At 68.8% G+C, this 19,279-nt stretch carries 18 protein-coding genes and 5 pseudogenes; 6 read left to right on the forward strand and 17 right to left on the reverse strand.

Annotated elements, in window-relative coordinates; genetic code table 11:
- Window positions 1-3 precede the first annotated feature (3 nt).
- The 5 genes and pseudogenes from rlmB to ACFJGX_RS18955 form a co-directional block, all read right to left on the reverse strand.
- A pseudogene (gene rlmB, locus ACFJGX_RS18935) lies at window positions 4-749 on the reverse strand (23S rRNA (guanosine(2251)-2'-O)-methyltransferase RlmB).
- A 26-nt stretch (window positions 750-775) separates the two neighbouring features.
- Window positions 776-2,201 (reverse strand): annotated as a pseudogene (locus ACFJGX_RS18940) (PLP-dependent aminotransferase family protein).
- Window positions 2,202-2,257: 56 nt separating this feature from the next.
- Window positions 2,258-2,473 carry an LrgB family protein gene (locus ACFJGX_RS18945; protein WP_382328745.1) on the reverse strand — a complete coding sequence of 72 codons (216 nt, stop codon included), beginning with the start codon at window positions 2,471-2,473 and terminating at the stop codon, window positions 2,258-2,260.
- Window positions 2,474-2,540: 67 nt separating this feature from the next.
- Window positions 2,541-3,044, reverse strand: a pseudogene (locus ACFJGX_RS18950) (LrgB family protein); the annotation flags it as partial.
- Entirely contained in the window at window positions 2,936-3,277 is a 342-nt protein-coding gene (locus tag ACFJGX_RS18955; RefSeq protein WP_382324455.1) for a CidA/LrgA family protein, read from the reverse strand. The gene ACFJGX_RS18955 and the pseudogene ACFJGX_RS18950, both read right to left, overlap by 109 nt.
- Before the next feature lie 210 nt (window positions 3,278-3,487).
- Between ACFJGX_RS18955 and ACFJGX_RS18960 the strand changes: the two genes are divergently transcribed.
- The 4 genes and pseudogenes from ACFJGX_RS18960 to ACFJGX_RS18975 all read left to right on the forward strand — a co-directional run bounded on the left by ACFJGX_RS18960 (window position 3,488) and on the right by ACFJGX_RS18975 (window position 6,553).
- On the forward strand, window positions 3,488-4,180 hold the full coding sequence (locus ACFJGX_RS18960; RefSeq protein WP_382324453.1) for an acyl-CoA dehydrogenase family protein: 693 nt from the start codon (window positions 3,488-3,490) through the stop codon (window positions 4,178-4,180).
- The gene (locus tag ACFJGX_RS18965; RefSeq protein WP_382324451.1) at window positions 4,177-4,920 is read left to right on the forward strand and encodes a c-type cytochrome; all 744 of its coding nucleotides are present in this window, start codon (window positions 4,177-4,179) and stop codon (window positions 4,918-4,920) included. Before ACFJGX_RS18960 ends, ACFJGX_RS18965 begins: the two co-directional genes overlap by 4 nt.
- Window positions 4,917-6,216: pseudogene (locus ACFJGX_RS18970) on the forward strand (c-type cytochrome). Before ACFJGX_RS18965 ends, ACFJGX_RS18970 begins: the two are co-directional and overlap by 4 nt.
- Window positions 6,206-6,553, forward strand: a complete 348-nt coding sequence (locus ACFJGX_RS18975; protein WP_382324447.1) for a thioredoxin family protein — start codon at window positions 6,206-6,208, stop codon at window positions 6,551-6,553. The pseudogene ACFJGX_RS18970 and the gene ACFJGX_RS18975 overlap by 11 nt, the downstream one beginning before the upstream one ends.
- A 7-nt stretch (window positions 6,554-6,560) precedes the next feature.
- On the opposite strand, the gene ACFJGX_RS18980 is transcribed toward ACFJGX_RS18975, so the two are convergent.
- The gene (locus tag ACFJGX_RS18980) at window positions 6,561-7,247 is read right to left on the reverse strand and encodes an ABC transporter ATP-binding protein (RefSeq protein ID WP_291113326.1); all 687 of its coding nucleotides are present in this window, start codon (window positions 7,245-7,247) and stop codon (window positions 6,561-6,563) included.
- On the opposite strand from ACFJGX_RS18980, the gene ACFJGX_RS18985 reads away from it, so the two are divergent.
- Window positions 7,246-7,926, forward strand: coding sequence for an arylesterase (locus ACFJGX_RS18985; protein ID WP_382324445.1), 681 nt, complete (start codon window positions 7,246-7,248; stop codon window positions 7,924-7,926). The two genes, ACFJGX_RS18980 and ACFJGX_RS18985, sit on opposite strands and share 2 nt — an antisense overlap.
- Window positions 7,927-7,932: 6 nt before the next feature.
- Entirely contained in the window at window positions 7,933-9,012 is a 1,080-nt protein-coding gene (gene mnmH, locus ACFJGX_RS18990) for a tRNA 2-selenouridine(34) synthase MnmH (RefSeq protein WP_382324444.1), read from the forward strand.
- A gap of 36 nt (window positions 9,013-9,048) precedes the next feature.
- Here mnmH and ACFJGX_RS18995 read toward each other — a convergent pair.
- The 11 genes and pseudogenes from ACFJGX_RS18995 to der all read right to left on the reverse strand — a co-directional run.
- Window positions 9,049-9,240: pseudogene (locus ACFJGX_RS18995) on the reverse strand (hypothetical protein); the annotation flags it as partial.
- A 33-nt stretch (window positions 9,241-9,273) separates the two neighbouring features.
- The gene (locus ACFJGX_RS19000; protein ID WP_382324443.1) at window positions 9,274-10,470 is read right to left on the reverse strand and encodes a PLP-dependent transferase; all 1,197 of its coding nucleotides are present in this window, start codon (window positions 10,468-10,470) and stop codon (window positions 9,274-9,276) included.
- A 5-nt stretch (window positions 10,471-10,475) separates the two neighbouring features.
- Complete coding sequence (locus tag ACFJGX_RS19005; protein WP_291113316.1) at window positions 10,476-11,000, reverse strand: phosphoribosyltransferase; 525 nt, start codon at window positions 10,998-11,000, stop codon at window positions 10,476-10,478.
- A gap of 66 nt (window positions 11,001-11,066) precedes the next feature.
- The gene (locus ACFJGX_RS19010) at window positions 11,067-12,455 is read right to left on the reverse strand and encodes an adenylosuccinate synthase (RefSeq protein WP_382158409.1); all 1,389 of its coding nucleotides are present in this window, start codon (window positions 12,453-12,455) and stop codon (window positions 11,067-11,069) included.
- Window positions 12,452-13,645, reverse strand: coding sequence for an ATP phosphoribosyltransferase regulatory subunit (locus ACFJGX_RS19015; protein WP_382324441.1), 1,194 nt, complete (start codon window positions 13,643-13,645; stop codon window positions 12,452-12,454). The genes ACFJGX_RS19010 and ACFJGX_RS19015 overlap by 4 nt, the downstream gene beginning before the upstream one ends.
- A gap of 104 nt (window positions 13,646-13,749) precedes the next feature.
- Complete coding sequence (locus ACFJGX_RS19020) at window positions 13,750-13,935, reverse strand: DUF2065 domain-containing protein (RefSeq protein WP_382158413.1); 186 nt, start codon at window positions 13,933-13,935, stop codon at window positions 13,750-13,752.
- Between the two features lie 30 nt (window positions 13,936-13,965).
- Complete coding sequence (gene hflC, locus ACFJGX_RS19025; RefSeq protein WP_291113308.1) at window positions 13,966-14,859, reverse strand: protease modulator HflC; 894 nt, start codon at window positions 14,857-14,859, stop codon at window positions 13,966-13,968.
- A 26-nt stretch (window positions 14,860-14,885) separates the two neighbouring features.
- A complete protein-coding gene (gene hflK / locus ACFJGX_RS19030) occupies window positions 14,886-16,199 on the reverse strand; it encodes an FtsH protease activity modulator HflK (protein ID WP_382324439.1) in 1,314 nt (437 codons plus the stop codon).
- 134 nt (window positions 16,200-16,333) lie between these two features.
- Window positions 16,334-17,518, reverse strand: coding sequence for a GTPase HflX (gene hflX, locus ACFJGX_RS19035; protein ID WP_382158417.1), 1,185 nt, complete (start codon window positions 17,516-17,518; stop codon window positions 16,334-16,336).
- A gap of 79 nt (window positions 17,519-17,597) precedes the next feature.
- Window positions 17,598-17,867 (reverse strand): RNA chaperone Hfq, encoded by a 270-nt coding sequence (gene hfq, locus ACFJGX_RS19040; protein ID WP_084360358.1) that lies wholly within the window; start codon window positions 17,865-17,867, stop codon window positions 17,598-17,600.
- Between the two features lie 65 nt (window positions 17,868-17,932).
- On the reverse strand, window positions 17,933-19,267 hold the full coding sequence (gene der / locus ACFJGX_RS19045; RefSeq protein ID WP_382326793.1) for a ribosome biogenesis GTPase Der: 1,335 nt from the start codon (window positions 19,265-19,267) through the stop codon (window positions 17,933-17,935).
- Window positions 19,268-19,279: the final 12 nt, after the last annotated feature.

The following is a 19,279-nucleotide window of genomic DNA, read 5'->3' on the forward strand; positions in this document are numbered from 1 at the left end:
TGTTCAGCTGCGCTGGCGCAGGGCTTCGTAGAGGCACACGCCGCTGGCGCACCGAGACGTTCAGGCTCTCGACGGCGCCGGCCATGGGGATGCTCACCAGCTCGTCGCAGGTCTTGCGCGTGAGCTGGCGCATGCCCGCGCCTTCGGCGCCGAGCACGAGCGCCACCGGGCCCTTGAGGTCGACTTGGTAGAGCGTCTTGGGTGCGTCGTCGCTGGTGCCGATGACCCAGATGTTGCGTTCCTTGAGCTCACCCAGCGTGCGCGCGAGGTTGGTGACCATGAAGTACGGCATGGTCTCGGCCGCGCCGCTGGCCGACCTTGGCCACGGTGGCGTTGATGCCGGCCGCGTGGTCCTTGGGCGCGATCACGGCGTGCGCGCCGGCCCCGTCGGCCACGCGAAGGCAGGCACCCAGGTTGTGCGGGTCGGTGATGCCGTCGAGCACCAGCAGCAGCGGCGGGATGCCGGTGGGCTCGAGCTGTTCGAGCAGGTCGTCGAGCGAACGCACCTGGGCCACGGCTTCCACGCGCGCGGCCACGCCCTGGTGCCCATGGCTGCCGGCCAGCTTGGCGATGCGCAGGCCGTCGGCCTCGATCAGCCGGGCGTTGGCTTCGCGCGCCTTGTCCAGGAACTGGCGCATGCGCGCGTCGCGCCGGGTCGGCTCGTAGTAGATCTCGATGATGGATTGCGGCGCGGTTTTCAGGCGCACACCCACGGCGTGAAAGCCGAACAGCACTTTGGGGGAAGACATCCGGGGATTATCGACGCTGGCCGTCCTCAGGCGGTTTGCGCCAGCTCGCCCAGCAGGCGCAGCGCCGCATCGAAACGGGGATCGCCGGGGTGGCCGACGTTGAGCCGCAGGTGGTGCGTGAAGCGCCGGTCGGCCGAAAACAGCACACCCGGCGCGGTGCTGATGTTGCGTTCTCGCGCGCGGTGGTGCAGCGCGAGCGCGTCCACCGTGGGCGGCAGCTCCAGCCAGAGAAAGTAGCCGCCCAGCGGGCGCGTGACGCGCGTGCCGGCCGGAAAGTGGCGCTCCACCAGGCGCAGCGCGTGCTGCTGCTGGCCCGCGAGCGCCTCGCGCAAGCGGCGCAGGTGGCGGTCGTAGCCGCCCTGCGCGAGGTAGTCCACCAGCGCGAGCTGGGGCGGGATGGCGGTGGCGCAGCGAGCTCGACATCTTCAGTCGCTCCACCGCCCCGGCGTAGCGCCCGGCCGCGGCCCAGCCCACGCGGTAGCCCGGCGCGAGGCACTTGGAAAACGACGAGCAGTGCAGCACACCGCCTTCGCGGTCGAAGGCCTTGGCCGGCGGCGGGCGGCGCGCCCCGGCGTGCAGCTCGCCGTACACGTCGTCCTCGATCAGCGGCACGCGGTGGCGCGCCAGCAGGGCCACCAGCGCCTGCTTGCGCTCGGGGGGCATCAGCGCGCCCAGCGGATTCTGGAAGCTGGGCATGAACCAGCATGCCGCCACCGACTGGCGCTCCAGCAGCGCGGCCAGGGCGTCCAGGTCCACGCCTTCGCGCGGATCGGTGGCGACCTCCACCGCCTTGAGGTGCAGGCGCTCGAGCGCCTGCAGCGCGGCGTAGAAGGTGGGTGACTCCACCACCACCACGTCGCCGGGCTGGGTCACCGCCTGCAGGCACAGGTTGAGCGCTTCCATGGCGCCATTGGTGATGACCAGTTCGTCCTCGGCCAGCGGCACGCCGTGCAGCGCGTAGCGCCGCCGCACCGCCTGGCGCAGGCCCACGTCGCCCGCGGTCAGCGCGCCGGTGATGCGGGCCGCCGGCAGCCGGCGCATGGCGCGCGCGCCGCTGCGCGCCAGCGCGTCGAAGGGGAACAGGTGCGGCGCCGGAAAGGCCGAGCCCAGCGGCACCACGTCGGCGTCGCGCGTGGAGCCCAGCAGCTCGAACACCAGTTCGCTGATGGCCACCGGCGTGGCCTCGCCACTGGGCCGTGCGGCCTGCGGTGCGGAGCGCGCGGGGCGGCGCGTCGCGCGCACGAAGAAGCCCGACCGGGCCCGCGCCTCCACCAGCCCCTGCGACTCCAGCTGCCCATAGGCCTGGAACACGGTGGACGGGCTCACGCCGCGCTGCTCGCAGGTCTGGCGCACCGAGGGCAGGCGCTCGCCGGGGCGCAGCAGGCCGGCGCGGATGCCATCGGCGATTTCTTCGGCCAGTTGCTGGTAGCGGGTGAGGCGGGCGCCACTCATCGGATCGGCATCGTGAAGGGGGTCGGCCGATCTTAGCGGCCGCATCGTCGGGTCTGTCACAACCAGCGCGCCAGCAGCGCGATCACCAGTGCGGTGCACACGCCGTTCAGGCCCATCGCCAGCGCGGCGAAGGCCACGCTGCCGGGGTGCGTCTGCAGGGCGCGCGCGGTGCCGATGGCGTGCGCCACCAGGCCCAGCGCGAAGCTGCGCGTGGTCGCATCGTCCAGCCGCAGCAACCGCAGCACCGGGCCCGCGAACAGGGTGCCCAACACGCCGGCTGCGCACCACGGCCAGGGCCGCGACCGCGGGCAGACCGCCGGCCCGCTCCGCCGCCTGCATGGCGATCGGCATGGTCGCGGCCTTGGGAGCGATCGACAGCGCAAAAGGCATCGGCGAGCCCAGGCCCTGGGCCAGCAGCAGCGTGCCCAGCACCGAGGCCAGGCACCCGGCCAGCAAGGCGCCCAGCAGCGGCAGCGCCATGCGCCGCAACAGCGCAGCCTGCTGGTACAGCGGCACGGCCAGCGCGATGATGGCCGGCCCGGTGAGCCAGCGCAGCAGGCGGGTGCCCTCGGCGTAAACGGGATAGCCCGTGCCCGCCAGCGCCAGCGCGCCCAGCACCAGGGCCGTGCCAGTGAGCACCGGCAGACACAGCAGGTGGTGGCCGCTGCGCCGGTACAGCCACAGCGCCGCCGCGTAGGCCGCGAGCGTCACCAGCGTCCAGAGCACGGCCGCGCTCACGGTTGCCGCCGGCGCATCAGCCGGTGCAGGGTCCAGCCGGTGACAGCAAGGGTGCACGCCGTCACCAGCGTGGCCGCCAGCGCGAACAGCGCCGCGTGCTGCCACAGCAGGTGGCCGTACAGCCCGACGGCCGCGACCGAGGGGATCAGGAACAGCATCAGGTGGCGCAGCAGCGGCGCGGTGACCTCGTCCAGGCCGCGCGGCACGCCACCGCGCAGCGCCAGCAGGCCCAGCAGCATCAGCAAGCCCAGCAACGAACCGGGCAAGGGCCAACCCAGCAAGGCCACCAGGGCGTCGCCCAGCCACTGCAGGCCGGCCAGCAGCGCAGCGGCGGCCACACACCCAGCCACGCGCCTGGCGCGCGGCCCAAGATCATCAGGGAATGGGAACATCATCGGGCCAGTATCGCCCGGTGCGCCGCATCTGCCACGGCTCAGATGCGGCGCAATGCAAGCGGATCAGAACAGATCAGCAGGCGCTTCTGATCTGGTATTTTTTCAATAAAACTGCATCTTGCGAATCAGATGAGCATGGGCCACGATGGCGGCATGTCCCTGGAACCCACGAAACCACCACCGGCCCCACCCGGCCTCGACGCGCTGCGCGAGGTGGTGGACAGCGGCCTGCTGCGCTGCGGCGTGCCCGCCCACCTGGGCGGTGCGGGCGAAGGGCTGGCCGCGCTGGCGGCCGGCGCGGCCGAACTGGCGCGGCACGACCCGGCCGCGGCCTGGCTGCTGTGGGCCCAGCGCCTGGCCATCGAGGCGCTGCTCCAGTCACCCAACGTCGCCCTGCGCGAGCACTGGCTGGCCGACTTCCTGAGCGGCGAGCGGGCGGCCACCGTGGCCCCTTCGTTCGACGCGCTGTACGCGCACGACACCGGCCGGGGCTGGCTGCTGCGCGGTGAACTCCAACCGGTGCCCAACCTGCAGTGGGCCGGCTTCTCCCTGATCGCGCCGGTGCGCCTGAACGGCCCGGTGGACCACTGGGTGCTGCTGCGCAGCGAGGAAGACGGCCTGTCGGTCGTGCCCGATACTGGCGCAAACTGGCCCGCGAAAGCCCTCGCTGGCACGCTGCGCCTCGAACACGTGTTCTTCCGCGAAGACGAATGGCTGTTCGGCCCCGACCTGCCCCAGCGCCTGGCCCCCGTGGCGGCGGCGCTGGCCCCGGGCCTGCCCTGCCCGACCGACTGGAACCGAACCGCCCTGTCCACGCTCTCACCCTCAACGTTCCCCACGACATGACCCTGTTCTCCCGCTTGACCTTGCCACCGCACTGGCGCCCCTCCCTGCTGCTCGCCCTGGCCTGCGTGGGGCTCCCGGCCGCCGCGCAGCCACCCACCTTCGAAGACACCATGGCCCAGCGCATGGTGGCCTGCACCGCCTGCCACGGCAACCAGGGCCGCGCCGCGCCCGATGGCTACTACCCGCGCCTGGCGGGCAAGCCGGCGGGCTACCTCTACAACCAGTTGCTGCATTTCCGCGATGGCCGGCGCACCTACCGCCTCATGACACAGATGGTGGACCCGCTGAGCGACGCCTACCTGCTGGAGATCGCCGAGCACTTCGCCGCCATGGACGTGCCCTACCCCGCGCCGGCCAAGGCGGAAGCCACGCCGCAGGAACTGCAGCGCGGTGAACAGCTGGCCCTGCATGGCGATGCCGCGCGCCGCCTGCCCGCCTGCGTCGCCTGCCACGGCGCGGCCCTCACCGGCGTGCAGCCCGCCACGCCCGGCCTGCTGGGGCTGCCGCGCGACTACCTCAACGCGCAGCTCGGCGCCTGGCGCACCGGCCAGCGCAAGGCCCACGCGCCCGACTGCATGGCCGACATCGCCCAGCGCCTGGACATCCGCGACATCGCGGCCGTGAGCGCCTGGCTCTCCACCCAGCGCCTGCCGGCGAACACCCACGCCGTGGCGCCCGGTGCTGCGCCCCTGCCCCTGCAATGCGGCAGTGCCATGCCGCCCAAGGGAGGCCGCCCATGAGCCGCATCGCCTTGCGCGCGTTCGCCGTGCTGCTGCTGATCGGCGGGGCCGTGCTGGCCTGGCTGGCCTGGCCCGCACGCCCCATCGCCGTGTCGCCCGCGGCGGCGGCCCCCGACCTGCGCGATCCGAACACCATCGAGCGGGGTCGCTACCTCTCGGTGCTGGGCAACTGCCAGGCCTGCCACACCCCCCGCGGCGGCGAGCCGTTCGCCGGCGGTTATGCCCTGCCCACGCCGTTCGGCACCGTGTACGGCAGCAACCTCACCCCCAGCGAGAGTGGCCTGGGCCCCTGGAGCGCCGACGATTTCTGGCGCGCCATGCACCATGGCCAGGGTCCCGGACGGCCGCTGGCTCAACCCGGCCTTCCCTTACAACAACACCACCCAGGTCACGCGCGAAGACAGCGACGCGCTCTACGCCTACTTCCGCAGCCTGCCCCCGGTGGACGCGCCGGTGCCGCCGCACGACATCCGCTGGCCCTACAACACGCAGCTCGCGCTCAAGGCCTGGCGCACGCTGTACTTCGAGGCCGGCCCCGAGGAGCCGCCGACCTCGGCCGCGCGCGCACCCGAGATGCTGCGCGGCGCCTACCTCGTCAACGGCCTGGGCCATTGCAGCGCCTGCCATGTGCCGCGCGATGCGCTGGGCGGCCAGGGCGACATGCTCGGCCTCTCCGGCGGGCTGATCCCCATGCAACGCTGGTACGCCCCCTCGCTGCTCGATCCGGCGGAGGCCGGGTTGCAGGACTGGTCCGTCGACGAGATCGTCGCCCTGTTCAAGGACGGCCGCGCCCGCGACGCGCTGGTCTCCGGCCCCATGGCCGAGGTGGTGCAGCACAGCACGCAGCACTGGGCACCGGCCGACCTGCGGGCCATGGCCAGCTACCTCCAGCAGTTGCCCAAGCCGCCCGCGTCGCGCAGCGAGAAGCCGCCCGCCGCCGACAGCCGCGCGCTCAGCGTGGGTGGCAAGCGCTACGAGCAGCATTGCGCCCAATGCCACGGCAACCAGGGCGAAGGCATCACCAGCCAGGGCACCACGGCCTACCCGGCCCTGGCCGGCAACCGCGCGGTGACCATGGCCTCCCCCGCCAACCTGGTGCAGATCGTCCTCAACGGCGGCTTCGGCCCGGCCACCGAGGGTCATCCGCGCCCCTTCGGCATGCCCCCGTTCGTGCTGCAGCTCAACGACCAGGAACTGGCCGACGTGCTGACCTATGTGCGCACCCAATGGGGCAACCAGGCACCGCCGGTCAGCGCGCTGGACGTGCAGCAGCTCAGGGGACCGCTTGGTCGCTGAACCCCTCCATGTCGTCAGCCTGTGCGCCCAGTGGTGCGGCACCTGCCGCGACTGGAAACCGGTGATCGACGAGACGGCCAGCAGCCTCCCGCACCTGCGCTGGCGCTGGCTGGACATCGAGGACGAGGCCGCGCTGCTGGGCGACCTCGACGTGGAAACCCTGCCCACGGTCCTGGTGGGCCGGGGCGATCGGGTGCTGTTCTTCGGGCCGGTGCTGCCCCGGGTGGAGCTGCTGACGCGCCTGCTGGAAACCCTGAGTGAGCCGGAACACCCGGCCGCACAGGTCGACGACGAAGTCGCCGAACTCTGGCAGCGGCTGCGCCCGGCCTCCCCCTGAAGGCGCCTCAGGCCGCTTCGGCCTCGGCGGCCACCTGGCCGGCTTCGATGGTGATGCGACGCTCGCAGCGCTGGGCGATGGCGCGGTCGTGCGTCACGAGCACCAGCGTGGTGCCCTGCTCGCGGTTGAGCTCGAACATGAGTTCCATGATCCGGGCGCCGGTGGCGAAATCCAGGCTGCCGGTGGGCTCGTCGGCCAGCAGCACCGAGGGCTGCACCACGAAGGCGCGCGCCAGGGCCACGCGCTGCTGTTCACCGCCCGAGAGCACCTTGGGGTAGCTCGACAGGCGCTCGCCCAGGCCCACCCGCTGCAGCATCTGGGTGGCGGTGGCACGCGCATCGCGCTGGCCGGCCAGTTCCAGCGGCAGCATCACGTTCTCCAGCGCGGTGAGGTTGCCCAGCAGCTGGAAGCTCTGGAACACGAAACCGACCTTCTGCGCGCGCAGCGCGGCACGCTGGTCTTCGTCCAGGGCGAACAAATCGACGCCGTCGATGTGAACTGTGCCGCTGCTGGGCGTGTCCAAACCCGCAACGATCGACAGCAGCGTGCTCTTGCCCGACCCGGACGCGCCCACGATGGCGGCGGTTTCCCCTTTGTTCAGGGTGAAATCGATATCGCGCAGAATCGTCAGGGAGCCGGTGGAGTCGGTCACGGACTTGAACACATGCTGGACCGCAATCATCACATCGGACATGGAAGGACTTCTCAAGTTGAAACGCCGTCACTTTAACGTGCTGGCCAGCGCGCTGTGCGCCCTGGCCGCCGCGGGGTCTTCTGGCTTCACCCATGCTCAGGCCACCGCTTCCGCCGATCCGCTCATCCTCGTGGTGGGAGATTCGCTCAGCGCCGAATACGGCCTCAAGCGCGGTACCGGCTGGGTGGCCCTGCTGGATGAGCGTCTGAAACAGGAAAAAGTTCGCGCCCGTGTGGTCAACGCCAGCATCAGCGGCGACACCACCTCGGGCGGGCGCTCGCGCATCGCCCCCCTGCTCAAGCAGCACCAGCCCGCCCTGGTGGTGATCGAACTGGGCGGCAACGACGCCTTGCGCGGCCTGCCGCTGAACATGACGCGCGACAACATCGCGACCATGGCCCGCCTCTCGCGCGAGGCCGGTGCCAAGGTGCTGCTGCTGGGCATGGAGATGCCGCCCAATTACGGCGCGAAGTACGGGCAGGAATTCCGCGAGGTGTTCACCACCGTCGCCAAGGCCGAAAAGACCGCGCTCGTGCCCTTCTTCCTCAAGGGCGTGGCCGACACCAAAGACCCCACCGCGCTGTTCCAGGCCGACCGCATCCACCCCAACGAATCTGCCCAGGCCACGATGCGCGACAACGTCTGGCCCGAACTGCGCAAGCTGCTCGCCGCCCGATAATCGGGCATGCCCGTCCACATCCTGAGCGCCGCCGAGGCGATGGCCCGCCTCGCCGATTTCGACACCCTCATCGACGCGCGCACCGAAGACGAGTACGCGCTCGACCACGTGCCCGGCGCGGTGAACTGGCCCACGCTGAACAACCAGCAGCGCATCGACATCGGCACGATGTACAAGCAGGTCAACCCCTTCGAGGCCAAGAAGCGCGGCGCGGCGCTGTCGGCGCGCAACATCGCGGCCCACATCGAACGCGAGGTGATCGACAAGCCCAAGGGCTGGAAGCCGCTGGCCTACTGCTGGCGCGGCGGCAACCGCAGCGGCGCGCTCGCAACCATCCTGGGCGCGATCGGCTTTCGCGTGACGTTGATCGAAGGCGGCTACAAGGCCTGGCGCGCCGCGCTGGTGGAAGCGCTGCCTGTCCTGGCCCAGGGCCTGTCGTACCGCGTGGTCTGCGGCCCCACCGGCAGCGGCAAGACGCGCCTGCTGCATGCCCTGGCCGCCCAGGGCGCTCAGGTGCTCGACCTCGAGGCCCTGGCCAGCCACCGCAGCTCGGTGCTGGGCCACATCCCCGGCCAGCCGCAACCCAGCCAGAAGCGCTTCGACTCCCTGGTCTGGGCGGCCCTGCGGGGCTTCGACCCGGGCCGGGTGGTGTACGTCGAGAGCGAGAGCAAAAAGGTGGGCAATGTGCGCGTGAACGAAGCGCTGATCGACGCCATGCGCGCCAGCCCCTGCATCGACCTGCGCCTGGGCGACGAGGAGCGGGTGGCCCTGCTGCTGGAGGACTACGACTTCTTCGTGAAGGACCCGGCGGCGTTCTGCGAACGCCTGGAGGCGCTCACGGAACTGCGGGGCAAGCAAGTGGTGTCGGGCTGGACGGGGAAGGTGCGTGCGGGCCACACACCGGAGGTGGTGCTGGAACTGCTCACCGGCCACTACGACCCGATGTACGCCCAGTCGATCGCCCGCAATTTCACGCGGTTTGCGCAGGCCCGGCCGCTGGTGCTGCGGGACCGGTCGCCCGACGCCCTGGCGCAGGCGGCGCGGACGCTGATGGCCGACGAGGCCACAGCCACCCACCCGGCCTGAGCGCCCAAGCGCCGGCCGACGTGGGAACCAGCGGGCTCAGTCGGCCGCGCTGTCGCCGCCCGCCGGTGCGTCACCGGGCGCGTCAGGCGATCCGGCACCCGGCTCTTCGGGCGCATCGGTGTCCTGGTGCTGGCGACCAGCGGCCTTGGCTTTGAGCTTTTCCTCTTTCTTTTTCTTCTTGGCGAGCTCGCGCTGGCGCTTTTCGTATCCGTAATTGGGAGTGCGAAGTCAGTCTTTCAGGTCGGTGGAAAAGGGGGAGGGTCAGGGGTTCAATGCGGTCAAGGCCTGCGCCAGGTCGGCGCGGAGGTCGTGCACGGATTCCAGGCCCACGGCAAAGCGTACCAGACCGCCCGCGTGGGGCCAGCCCTGGCTGCGGCTGGAGCCGATGTCATAAGGCGCGCACAGGCTGATCGGGCCGGCCCAGCTCCAGCCCAGCTTGAACAGGCGCAGGCTGTCGCAGAACGCGTCGATGCGCGCCTGGGAAATGGAGGCGTCGAACACCGCGCTGAACAGACAGGCCGCGGCGGTCGCATCGCGTTGCCAGGTGGCGTGGCCGGGCGAGCCCGGCAGCGCCGGGTGCAGCACCTGCACCACGCCTGCCTGACCCTGCATCCAGGTGGCGAGTTCGCGGGTGCAGGCGTCCTGGGCGTGGTAACGCAGCGCCATGCTGGACAGGCCGCGCAAGACCAATTCGGCGTCGTTCACGCCAATGTTCAACCCCAGGCGCATGTGCGTGAGCAAGACCTGGCGGTGCAGCGCCAGATCGCGCGTGACGACCGAGCCCATGAGCACGTCGGCACCGCCGCTGGGGTACTTGGTGAGGGCCTGCACCGAGATGTCCACGCCCAGATCAAACGGCGCGAAGGCGATGCCGGCGCCCCAGGTGTTGTCGAGCGCGGTGACGACGGGGCGCTGGTCGGCGCCGCGCTGGGCGTTGACCTCGCGCACCCGGGCCACCAGGGCCGGCAGATCGGGAAATTCCAGCGTGACCGAACCGGGCGCCTCCAGCCAGACCAGGCGCGTGGCCGGGCCGATCTTGCGCGCGAGATCGGCCGGGTCCATGGCATCGAAATAGCGGTGCGTGATGCCCCAGGCCGCGAGCTCGACCGAAGCAAAGGACTTGCCCGGTCCGTAGGCGTTGTCGGGAATCAGCACCTCATCGCCCTGGCGCAGCAGGGCCATGTCCACCAGCGACACCGCCGCCAGGCCGCTGGGCGCGAGCACGCAATGCAGACCACCTTCGATGGTGGCGATGCGCTCTTCCAGCGTGAAGGTGGTCGGCGTGCCGTGCAGGCCGTAGGTGTAGCCGCTCTTGTCTTTCCAGTCGGTCGTGCGCAGGGCCTCGACGTTGGGAAAGAACACGGTGGACGCCTTGTACACCCCCGGGGCCACCCCCTCGAAGCCCTCGGGGGGTTTGTAGGGGTGGTGGATCAGGCGGGTGGACAGGTCGTCACGCATTCAGGTCAGAGCTTCCACTTTTCGAGGAGTTGCGCGGGACGCAGGCTGTCGTAGCCTTCGAAAGGCTGGTGGATCCACGGGTTCGTGGGCAGGAACTCCACCGAGTAGTCGGCCGTGAAGGTCGAGAGCTGCTTGGTCCAGATCACGGCGCTGCGCATCTCGGTGATCGGCTTGTAGTTGTTCTTGAGCAGGTCGATGACCGCCTTGAGCGTGTGGCCCGAGTCGGCGAGGTCGTCCACCAGCAGCACCTTGCCCGCGATCTCGCCCTTGGGCGTGGTGATGTAGCGCGCGATGTCCAGGTTACCCTGCTCGGTGCCGGCGGCGGCGCGGTAGGAGCTGGTGGACATGATTGCCAGCGGCTTGTCGAAGATGCGCGAGAGGATGTCGCCCGGTCGCATGCCGCCCCGTGCCAGGCACAGGATGGTGTCGAACTCCCAGCCCGACTGGTAGACCTTGAGCGCGAGCTTCTCGATCAGGTTGTGGTACTCGTCGTAGGAGACGTAGAGGTGTTTGCCGTCTTCGGTCAGCATGCGGGCTCCGGATGGGGATGTCGATGGGAATTTTGCACGAAGGGCCGCACCCGGCCCCCGGTGGTTTCACCCATGGTAGGGGTTGTGCACCAGGATGGTGTGGTCGCGGTCCGGGCTGGTGGAGACGATGTGGATCGGCACCCCGGTGGTCTGCGCGATGCGCGTGAGGTAGCGCTGGGCGTTGACCGGCAGGTCTTCATACCGCGTGGCACCCACCGACGATTCGCTCCATCCGGGCAGCGTTTCGTAGATGGGCTTGCAGCGCGCGATGTCTTCCGCGCTCATCGGCAGGATGTCGATGACCTGGCCATCCAGCTCGTAGCCGGTGCACAGCTGAAGCTCCTTGAGCCCGTCCAGCACGTCGAGCTTGGTGATGCACAGCCCCGAAAGGCCATTGACCTGGGCCGAGCGCTTGAGCAGCGCGGCATCGAACCAGCCACAGCGGCGGCTGCGGCCCGTGGTCACGCCCTTCTCGGCCCCCACGGTGGCCATGTGCCAGCCGGGTGTGCCTTCCTTTTCCCATTCCAGTTCGGTGGGGAACGGGCCACCGCCCACACGGGTGCAGTACGCCTTGGTGATGCCCAGCACGTAGTGCAACAGGCCCGGACCCACGCCCGAACCGGCGGCGGCGTTGCCGGCCACGCAGTTGCTGGAGGTGACGAAGGGATAGGTGCCGTGGTCGATGTCGAGCAGCGTGCCTTGCGCGCCTTCGAACAGCAGGTTGGCACCGGCCTGATGCGCCTCGTTGAGTTCGCGCGAGACGTCGGCGATCATGGGCTTGAGCAGTTCGGCCTGCTGCATGGCCTCGGTGTACACCGCGTCGAACTGGATCGCGCCGTCCTTCATGTACGAGGCGATCTTGTCGTCCCAGGCCATGTCGGCGGAATGCAGGTAGGTGGTGAGCACGTGGTTGTGCAGGTCCAGCAACTCGCGCAGCTTGGCTGCGAAACGATCGGGGTACTTCAGGTCCTGCACGCGCAGCGCACGGCGCGCGATCTTGTCTTCGTAGGCCGGCCCGATGCCACGGCCGGTGGTGCCGATCTTCTCGGTGCCGGCCTTCACCTTGGCGGCTTCGCGCGCGATGTCGATCGCGGCGTGGAACGGCAGGATCAGCGGACAGCCTTCGCTCACGCGCAGGCGCGAGCGCACCTCGACACCGGCTTTCTCCAGGCCGGCAATTTCCTCGAACAGCTTGCCCACCGAAAGCACCACGCCGTTGCCGATGTAGCACTTCACGCCGGCGCGCATGATGCCGCTGGGGATCAGGTGCAGCGCCGTCTTCACGCCGTTGATGACCAGCGTGTGGCCCGCGTTGTGCCCACCCTGGAAGCGCACCACGCCCGTGGCGGTCTCGGTCAGCCAGTCGACCAGCTTGCCCTTGCCTTCGTCACCCCACTGGGTGCCCACCACCACGACGTTGCGCCCGGGGGTCACGGCGCTGCTGCTGTTCTTCATTTGCTGGTTTCCGTTTGAAGGGTTTGTACTGTCCAGGCGCCGCGACGGGCCGCATCGGGCACCAGTTCGCGGTCGCAGTGAAATTCATCGACCTGGTGGTCGTGGCCTGGCAAGGCACACACCACGGTGTGGCCCTGCGCGCGCAGTTCGGCAATGGCCTGGCGCAGGCCGGCGTCCATGCCCCAGGGTGCGCGGATGGCCGCCACCAGAGGACGCGGCGCCACCGCCGCCACCAGTTCCTTGAGGTCCAGGCTGAAGCCCACCGCGGGGCGGTTGCGGCCGAACACGGCGCCCACCTCGTCGTAGCGGCCGCCCCGTGCCAGTTCGAGCGTCTGCCCTGCCCGGCCTTCCGGCGTGTGGGCAAAGAGCGCGAAACGCATGCCGGTGTAGTAGGCGTAACCGCGGAGGTCGGCCAGGTCGATCGACACGTCCATGCCCTGCGCGTGCGAGGCCAGCCAGCGCAGGCTGTCCAGCGCGGCGTGCAGGGCCGCAGATGGTTGCAGGATGCGCTGCGCCTCGTCGAGCACCGCCATACCACCGAACAGGCGCGGCAGCGCGACCAGATCGCGGCGCACGGCGGCCGGCAGGTCGCGCGCGAGCACCTCGAGTTCGGCCACGTCCTTGGCGTTGAGCGCGGCGTGGATGCGGGCTTCCTGCGCGGCAGTGAGCGACACCGGTGCGAGCACGGCATCGATCACGCGCACGTCGGCCATGTCCAGTTGCAGGCCTTTCACGCCAGCATTTCGCAGGCAGGCCTGCGCGAGTTCGATGATCTCCAGGTCGGCCTCCTGGCCGGCGTGGCCGTAGATCTCGGCCCCGAACTGCAGCGGCTCACGGCTGGCCAGCGGGCGGTCGATGCGGGTGTGCACCACCGGGCCGCAGTAGCTCAGGCGGGCCACGCCCTGGCGGTTGAGCAGGTGGGCGTCGATGCGGGCGACCTGCGGCGTGCTGTCCGCGCGCAAACCCAAGGTGCGGCCGGAGAGCTGATCGACCAGCTTGAAGGTCTGCAGACCGAGGGCTTCACCGGTGCCGGTGAGCAAGGACTCCAGGTGCTCCAGCAGCGGCGGCATGACCAGCTCGTAGCCGTAGCCCCGGGCCGTGTCCAACAAGCCCCTGCGAAGTTCTTCGATGTGACGGGCCTCGGAAGGCAGGACATCGGCAATGTGATCCGGGAGGACCCAGGCAGACATGGATATTTTCAGGCGCTGTTAAAAACGTGATTCTACCGGCCCCCCGGGAGCTACTCCGGCGGGTATCGCTCAGCGCGGGGAGGCGCTGGAAAAGAAGCGCGGGGTCAGGTCAGCGACCACCAGAGCAGCACGCCGCTGCCCAGGCAGATCAGGCCGAAGAAGCGCAACTGCCCGTCGCGCAGGCTCAGCATGTCGGTGAAGACGCGGCGCCACAGTTTGGGCGCCAGCAGGGGCAGCAGCCCCTCGAAGATCAGCACCAGGGCCAGCGCTGGCCAGATCGCGTCGGACATGTCGTGCCCCGGCCTGTCAGCGCTCTAGGCTCATCGAGCCGGCGCCACGTTGCTGCTGCGCATGCCCTTGAAGAAGTCGGACGAAGGGTCGACCACCAGCACATCGGACTTGCTGGCGAAGCTCGACTTGTACGCTTCCAGGCTGCGGTAGAACTGGGCGAATGCCGGATCGCGGCCGAAGGCATCGGAGAACGAGGCCGCGGCCTTGGCGTCGCCCGCGCCCTTGATCGCCTGCGCGTCGCGGTAGGCCTCGGAGACGATCACCTCGCGCTGGCGGTCGGCATCGGCACGGATCTTTTCGCCTTCGGCAAAGCCGGTGGAGCGCAGCTCGTTCGCAACACGCTTGCGTTCAGCTTCCATGCGCTGGTAGACCGAGGCGGTGATGCTCTCGGCGTAATCGACGCGCGTGATGCGCACGTCGACCACGTCCATGCCCCAGGGTTTGTCGGCGCCGCGCACGGCCGCCAGCACTTCACGCTTGACGTCGGCCATGAGCTGCTCGCGCCGGGTCGACAGCAGTTCGTTCACCGTGCGCTTGTTGACTTCCTGCTGGAAGGAGTTGCGCACCACGCGGTTGAGCTGCAGCGCGCCGGCGCGCTCGTTCACGCCGACGTTGCGGATGTACTCCTGCGGCTCGCTGATGCGCCAACGCACATACCAGTCGATCACCACACGCTGCTTCTCGGCGGTGAGCGTCGGCTCGGTGTCGGTGCTCTCCAGGGTGAGCAGGCGCTTGTCGATGTAGGACACGTTCTGGAACGGCGGCGGCAGCTTGAAGTTCAGGCCAGGTTCGGTGACGACCTGCTTGATCTGACCCAGCTGGAAGACCACGCCGAACTGGCGCTGGTCCACCACGAACAGCATGGAACTGGCGATCGCCAGAACCACGATGAAGGATGTGATGATGAAACCGAGTTTGTTCATGTTGTTTCTCTGGTCGCTGGCGCTGTTCAGCGGCTCTCGCGCTCGCGCGAACGCGCGGCGTTGTCCGTGCTGCGGCTGGTGGGCACCGGGATCGTGCTCTGCGTGGGCGCGCTGGGCTGGGTGCTGCTGCTGGGCGTGGACGCGGGCTGTCCCGTCATCTGCATGATCTTGTCCAGCGGCAGGTACAGCAGGTTGGAGCCCGACTTGGAATCCACCAGCACCTTGGTCACGTTGCTGTAGATCTCCTGCATGGCGTCGGTGTACATGCGTTCGCGGGTCACCTGCGGCGCCTTCTGGTACTCGGTCAACACCGCGCGGAAGCGCTGCGAATCACCCTCGGCCTGCGCCACGATGCGGGCGCGGTAGCCTTCGGCCTCTTCGGTCAGGCGCGAGGCCGCACCACGGGCACGCGGCACCACGTCGTTCGCGTAGGCCTGGGCCTCGTTCTTGGCGCGTTCGCGCTCCTGGCCGGCCTTGAGCACGTCGTCGAACGATGCCTGCACCTGCTCGGGCGGGCGCACCCCGCCCTGCTGCAGGTTGATGCCCACGACCTCGATGCCGACCTTGTAGCGGTCGAGAATGCTCTGCATCAGCGTGCGCACGCGCGGGGCGATCTGATCGCGCTCTTCGGCGAGCGCGGCATCCATCTTCATCTTGCCGACCACCTCACGCACCGCGGTTTCCGCGACCTTCACGACGGCGGCGTCAGGGTCCCGGCTCTCGAACAGGAAGGCGCGGGCGTCGTTCAGGCGGTACTGCACCGCGAACTTGATCTCCACGATGTTCTCGTCTTCGGTGAGCATGGCCGATTCGCGCAGGCCGGTGGCGGGCACGACGTTGTCGCGACCCACGTCCACCGAGCGGATCTGCGTGACGAACACGGTTTCGTGGCGCTGGATCGGGTACGGGAGGCGCCAGTTGAAGCCGGCGCCCACGGAGCTGTGGTACTTGCCGAACTGGGTGATCACGGCCTGCTGACCTTCTTGCACGATGAAGAAGCCCGTGCCCATCCAGATGAGCAAGGCCACGCCGGCGATGAGGCCGAAGCCGATGCCGGTGGCCTTGGGGTTCGGGTTGAAGCCCTGCATGCCGCCGTTGCCGCCGGAACCATTGCCACCACCATGATTACCGCCCCGACCCTTGTTGCCGAGCAAGCCACCGAGCTTGCGGTTGAAATCGCGCCAGAGTTCGTCCAGGTCCGGCGGGCCCTGGTTCGGGCCTTGGCCGCGCGGGGGTTGGCGCTGCGGGTTGCGATCCTCGTCGCGGCCCGGGTCCTGCCCACCGTCGTTGCGGGGCTCGTCGTCACCCCGGCCCCAACGGGGGTCGTTCAGATTGAACATGCCCCACAGCCCTTGCCAACCACGGCGGCGGACAGGGCGGGTCGCTCGATCAGCGCCGCGGGCAGGGGTTTGCAGATTCACATCCATGGGTTGCCAACTCTTTTGTCGATTCAAAACCATCACATTGTGCCCAATCAGGACACGGGTTCGCCGATTTCCGGGAGCGCCCCGGGAAGCATGGGGTCAGACCCCGGCTTTTGCGCGATCACGTGTGCCGCCAACAAGGCCCGCAACTCGGGCAGGCCCACGCCGGTGCGCGCACTGACGAAGATTCGAGGGACCGACTGGCCTTCCAGTTCCATCGCATCGCTCAAAACATTCGGCACCGTGGCTGGGTCCATCGCATCGAGCTTGTTGAACAGCAGGATCTGCGGCACCTGATCGGCGCCGATGTCCTTGAGCACGCCGAGCACCGAGGCGATCTGCTCAGGGTGGGACGGGTTGGAGGCATCGACGACGTGCAGCAGCAGGTCGGCGTCGGCGGCCTCCTGCAGCGTGGCGGCAAAGGCGTCGACCAGGCCGTGCGGCAGGTCGCGGATGAAACCCACGGTGTCCGAGAGCGAGACCGAGCGCCCTGCTTCGCCGAGGTAGAGCTGGCGCGTGGTGGTGTCCAGCGTGGCGAAGAGCTGGTCGGCCGCGTAGGCGCGCGCCTTGACCAGACCGTTGAACAGCGAGGACTTGCCGGCGTTGGTGTAGCCCACGAGCGAGATCGAGAAGGTGTCGCGGCGCTCGCGTTGGCGGCGCTGGGTGGAGCGCTGCTTCTTCACCTTTTCGAGCCGCTCCTTGGTGCGCTTGATGGCCTCGCCGATCATGCGCCGGTCCAGTTCGATCTGCGTTTCACCCGGGCCACCGCGCATACCGATGCCCCCGCTTTGCCGCTCCAGGTGCGACCAGCGCCGCACCAGGCGCGTCGACAGGTACTGCAGTCGAGCCAGTTCGACCTGCAGCTTGCCTTCGTGGCTGCGCGCCCGCTGGGCAAAGATTTCCAGAATCAACAGGGTGCGGTCATTGACCGGCAGACCCAGGTGGCGCTCCAGGTTGCGCTGCTGCGCCGGGCTGAGCGACTGGTCGAACAGCACCTCGGAAGCACCGGTGGACTGCGCCAGCATCTTGATCTCGTCGGCCTTGCCCGAGCCCACGAACAAGGCAGGATCGGGTGCGCGGCGCTTGCAGCTGACGCGCTCGGCCACGGTGTACCCCGCGGTCTGGGCCAGCAGGCCCAGCTCCTCGAGTCCAGCGTCGAAATGAGGCACACCAAAGTCCACGCCAACCAGGATGACGGAGGGCGTGGAGGATGGGGTGGAAGCGGGTGAATTCAAGTCGGTAGAGCGACAACGCGCACGGCGTTGCGGGCCCGGCAGGTCGGCTGCACGGGCCGGATGCGATTCAGGCGCTGAATCAGGACGCTGCCGGCTCGTCCGTGCCGACGGCCGAGAACTGCACCGGACGACCCGGCACGATGGTGGAAATGGCGTGTTTGTAGACCATCTGCGTGACCGTGTTGCGCAGCAACACGACGTATTGGTCGAACGACTCGATCTGACCCTGCAATTTGATGCCGTTGACCAGATAGATCGACACGGGCACATGCTCCCGGCGAAGCTGGTTCAGGAAAGGGTCTTGCAAGAGCTGGCCTTTGTTATTGCTCACGATATGCTCCGTGTTCAATGAAAGTTAATGAGGAATGGACCATACCACAGCCGTGCGGCCGGGCCGAGGTTGAGTCGAAATTCCTACTCCTTGAAGGGATTGGCCGAGGTCTTGAACTCGATTCGCAGGGGGGTGCCGACCAGATCGAAGGCCTTGCGGAAGCGCCCTTCGAGGAAGCGCTTGTACGCGTCCGGCACGTTTTCCAGGGAGTTGCCGTGGATCACGATCACCGGGGGGTTCATGCCGCCTTGGTGGGCGTAACGCATCTTGGGCCGGAACATGCCGCTGCGGGTCGGCGCCTGGAAGGCCACCGCCTCCATCAGCAGGCGGGTCAGCACCGGGGTTGACATTTTCCGCATGGCGGAAGCGTGGGCCTGGGTGATGGACTTCCAGACCGGGCCCAGGCCCTGGCGCTTCTGGGCGGAAATCAGGTGCAGCGAGGCGAACTTCAGGAAAGCAAGCCGGGTTTCAACCTGGCGCTCGATCTGGTCGCGCTGGTAGGCGTCCACCGCGTCCCACTTATTGATCGCGAGCACCACGGCGCGGCCGCTCTCCAGGATGTAGCCGGCGATGTGGGCATCCTGGTCGGTCACGCCCTGCGTGGCGTCCAGCAGCAGCAGAACCACGTGGGCGTTTTCGATCGCCTGAAGGGTCTTGACCACCGAGAACTTCTCGATCGCCTCGAACACGCGGCCCTTGCGGCGGATCCCGGCGGTGTCGATCAGCTCGAACTTCTGGCCCGAGCGCTCGAACGGCACGGAAATGGCATCGCGCGTGGTGCCCGGCAGATCGAAGGCCACCAGGCGTTCCTCGCCCAGCCAGGCGTTGATGAGGGTGGACTTGCCCACATTGGGACGGCCCGCCACGGCCAGGCGGATCACCCCGGTCTCGACCTCGGGATCCTCCTCGTCCTCCGGCGGCAGGCCGGGGATGAGCCCCAGGGCGCCGTCGAGCATGGAGCGAACGCCCTGCCCGTGCGCACCGGACACCGCCATCACCTCACCCAACCCGAGTTCGTAGAACTCGACCAGTTGCAGGCCTTGCGTCATGCCTTCGGCCTTGTCTGCCACCAGCAGCGTGGGCTTGCCCAGGCGGCGCAGGTAGCCTGCGATCTCGTGGTCCTGGGCGCTGATGCCAGCGCGGGCATCGACCACGAAGATCACCACATCGGACTCGGCCACAGCTTGCCGCGTCTGCTTGGCCATCTCTTTGTAGATGCCTTCGCTGGCCTCGGGTTCGAAGCCGCCGGTATCGATGACGATGTACTCGCGCCGGCCCTGACGGCCGTTGCCGTAGTGGCGGTCCCGGGTGAGGCCGGCAAAGTCGGCCACGATGGCGTCGCGTGAACTCGTCAAGCGGTTGAACAGGGTGGACTTGCCCACATTGGGCCGGCCCACCAGGGCGATGACGGGTTTCACGGAAAGAGCTTT

Source organism: Hydrogenophaga sp. UC242_50 (assembly GCF_042697355.1).
Taxonomy (GTDB): Bacteria; Pseudomonadota; Gammaproteobacteria; order Burkholderiales; family Burkholderiaceae_C; genus Hydrogenophaga.

Bases quoted from the DNA above. Each gene is read 5' to 3' on its own strand.
- ACFJGX_RS18960 (WP_382324453.1), top strand. From the start codon at position 3,488: ATGTCCCTGGAACCCACGAAACCACCACCGGCCCCACCCGGCCTCGAC.
- ACFJGX_RS18965 (WP_382324451.1), top strand. From the start codon at position 4,177: ATGACCCTGTTCTCCCGCTTGACCTTGCCACCGCACTGGCGCCCCTCC.
- ACFJGX_RS18985 (WP_382324445.1), top strand. From the start codon at position 7,246: ATGGAAGGACTTCTCAAGTTGAAACGCCGTCACTTTAACGTGCTGGCC.
- ACFJGX_RS18980 (WP_291113326.1), bottom strand. From the start codon at position 7,247: ATGTCCGATGTGATGATTGCGGTCCAGCATGTGTTCAAGTCCGTGACC.
- mnmH (WP_382324444.1), top strand. From the start codon at position 7,933: ATGCCCGTCCACATCCTGAGCGCCGCCGAGGCGATGGCCCGCCTCGCC.
- ACFJGX_RS19000 (WP_382324443.1), bottom strand. From the start codon at position 10,470: ATGCGTGACGACCTGTCCACCCGCCTGATCCACCACCCCTACAAACCC.
- ACFJGX_RS19005 (WP_291113316.1), bottom strand. From the start codon at position 11,000: ATGCTGACCGAAGACGGCAAACACCTCTACGTCTCCTACGACGAGTAC.
- ACFJGX_RS19010 (WP_382158409.1), bottom strand. From the start codon at position 12,455: ATGAAGAACAGCAGCAGCGCCGTGACCCCCGGGCGCAACGTCGTGGTG.
- ACFJGX_RS19015 (WP_382324441.1), bottom strand. From the start codon at position 13,645: ATGTCTGCCTGGGTCCTCCCGGATCACATTGCCGATGTCCTGCCTTCC.
- ACFJGX_RS19020 (WP_382158413.1), bottom strand. From the start codon at position 13,935: ATGTCCGACGCGATCTGGCCAGCGCTGGCCCTGGTGCTGATCTTCGAG.
- hflC (WP_291113308.1), bottom strand. From the start codon at position 14,859: ATGAACAAACTCGGTTTCATCATCACATCCTTCATCGTGGTTCTGGCG.
- hflK (WP_382324439.1), bottom strand. From the start codon at position 16,199: ATGTTCAATCTGAACGACCCCCGTTGGGGCCGGGGTGACGACGAGCCC.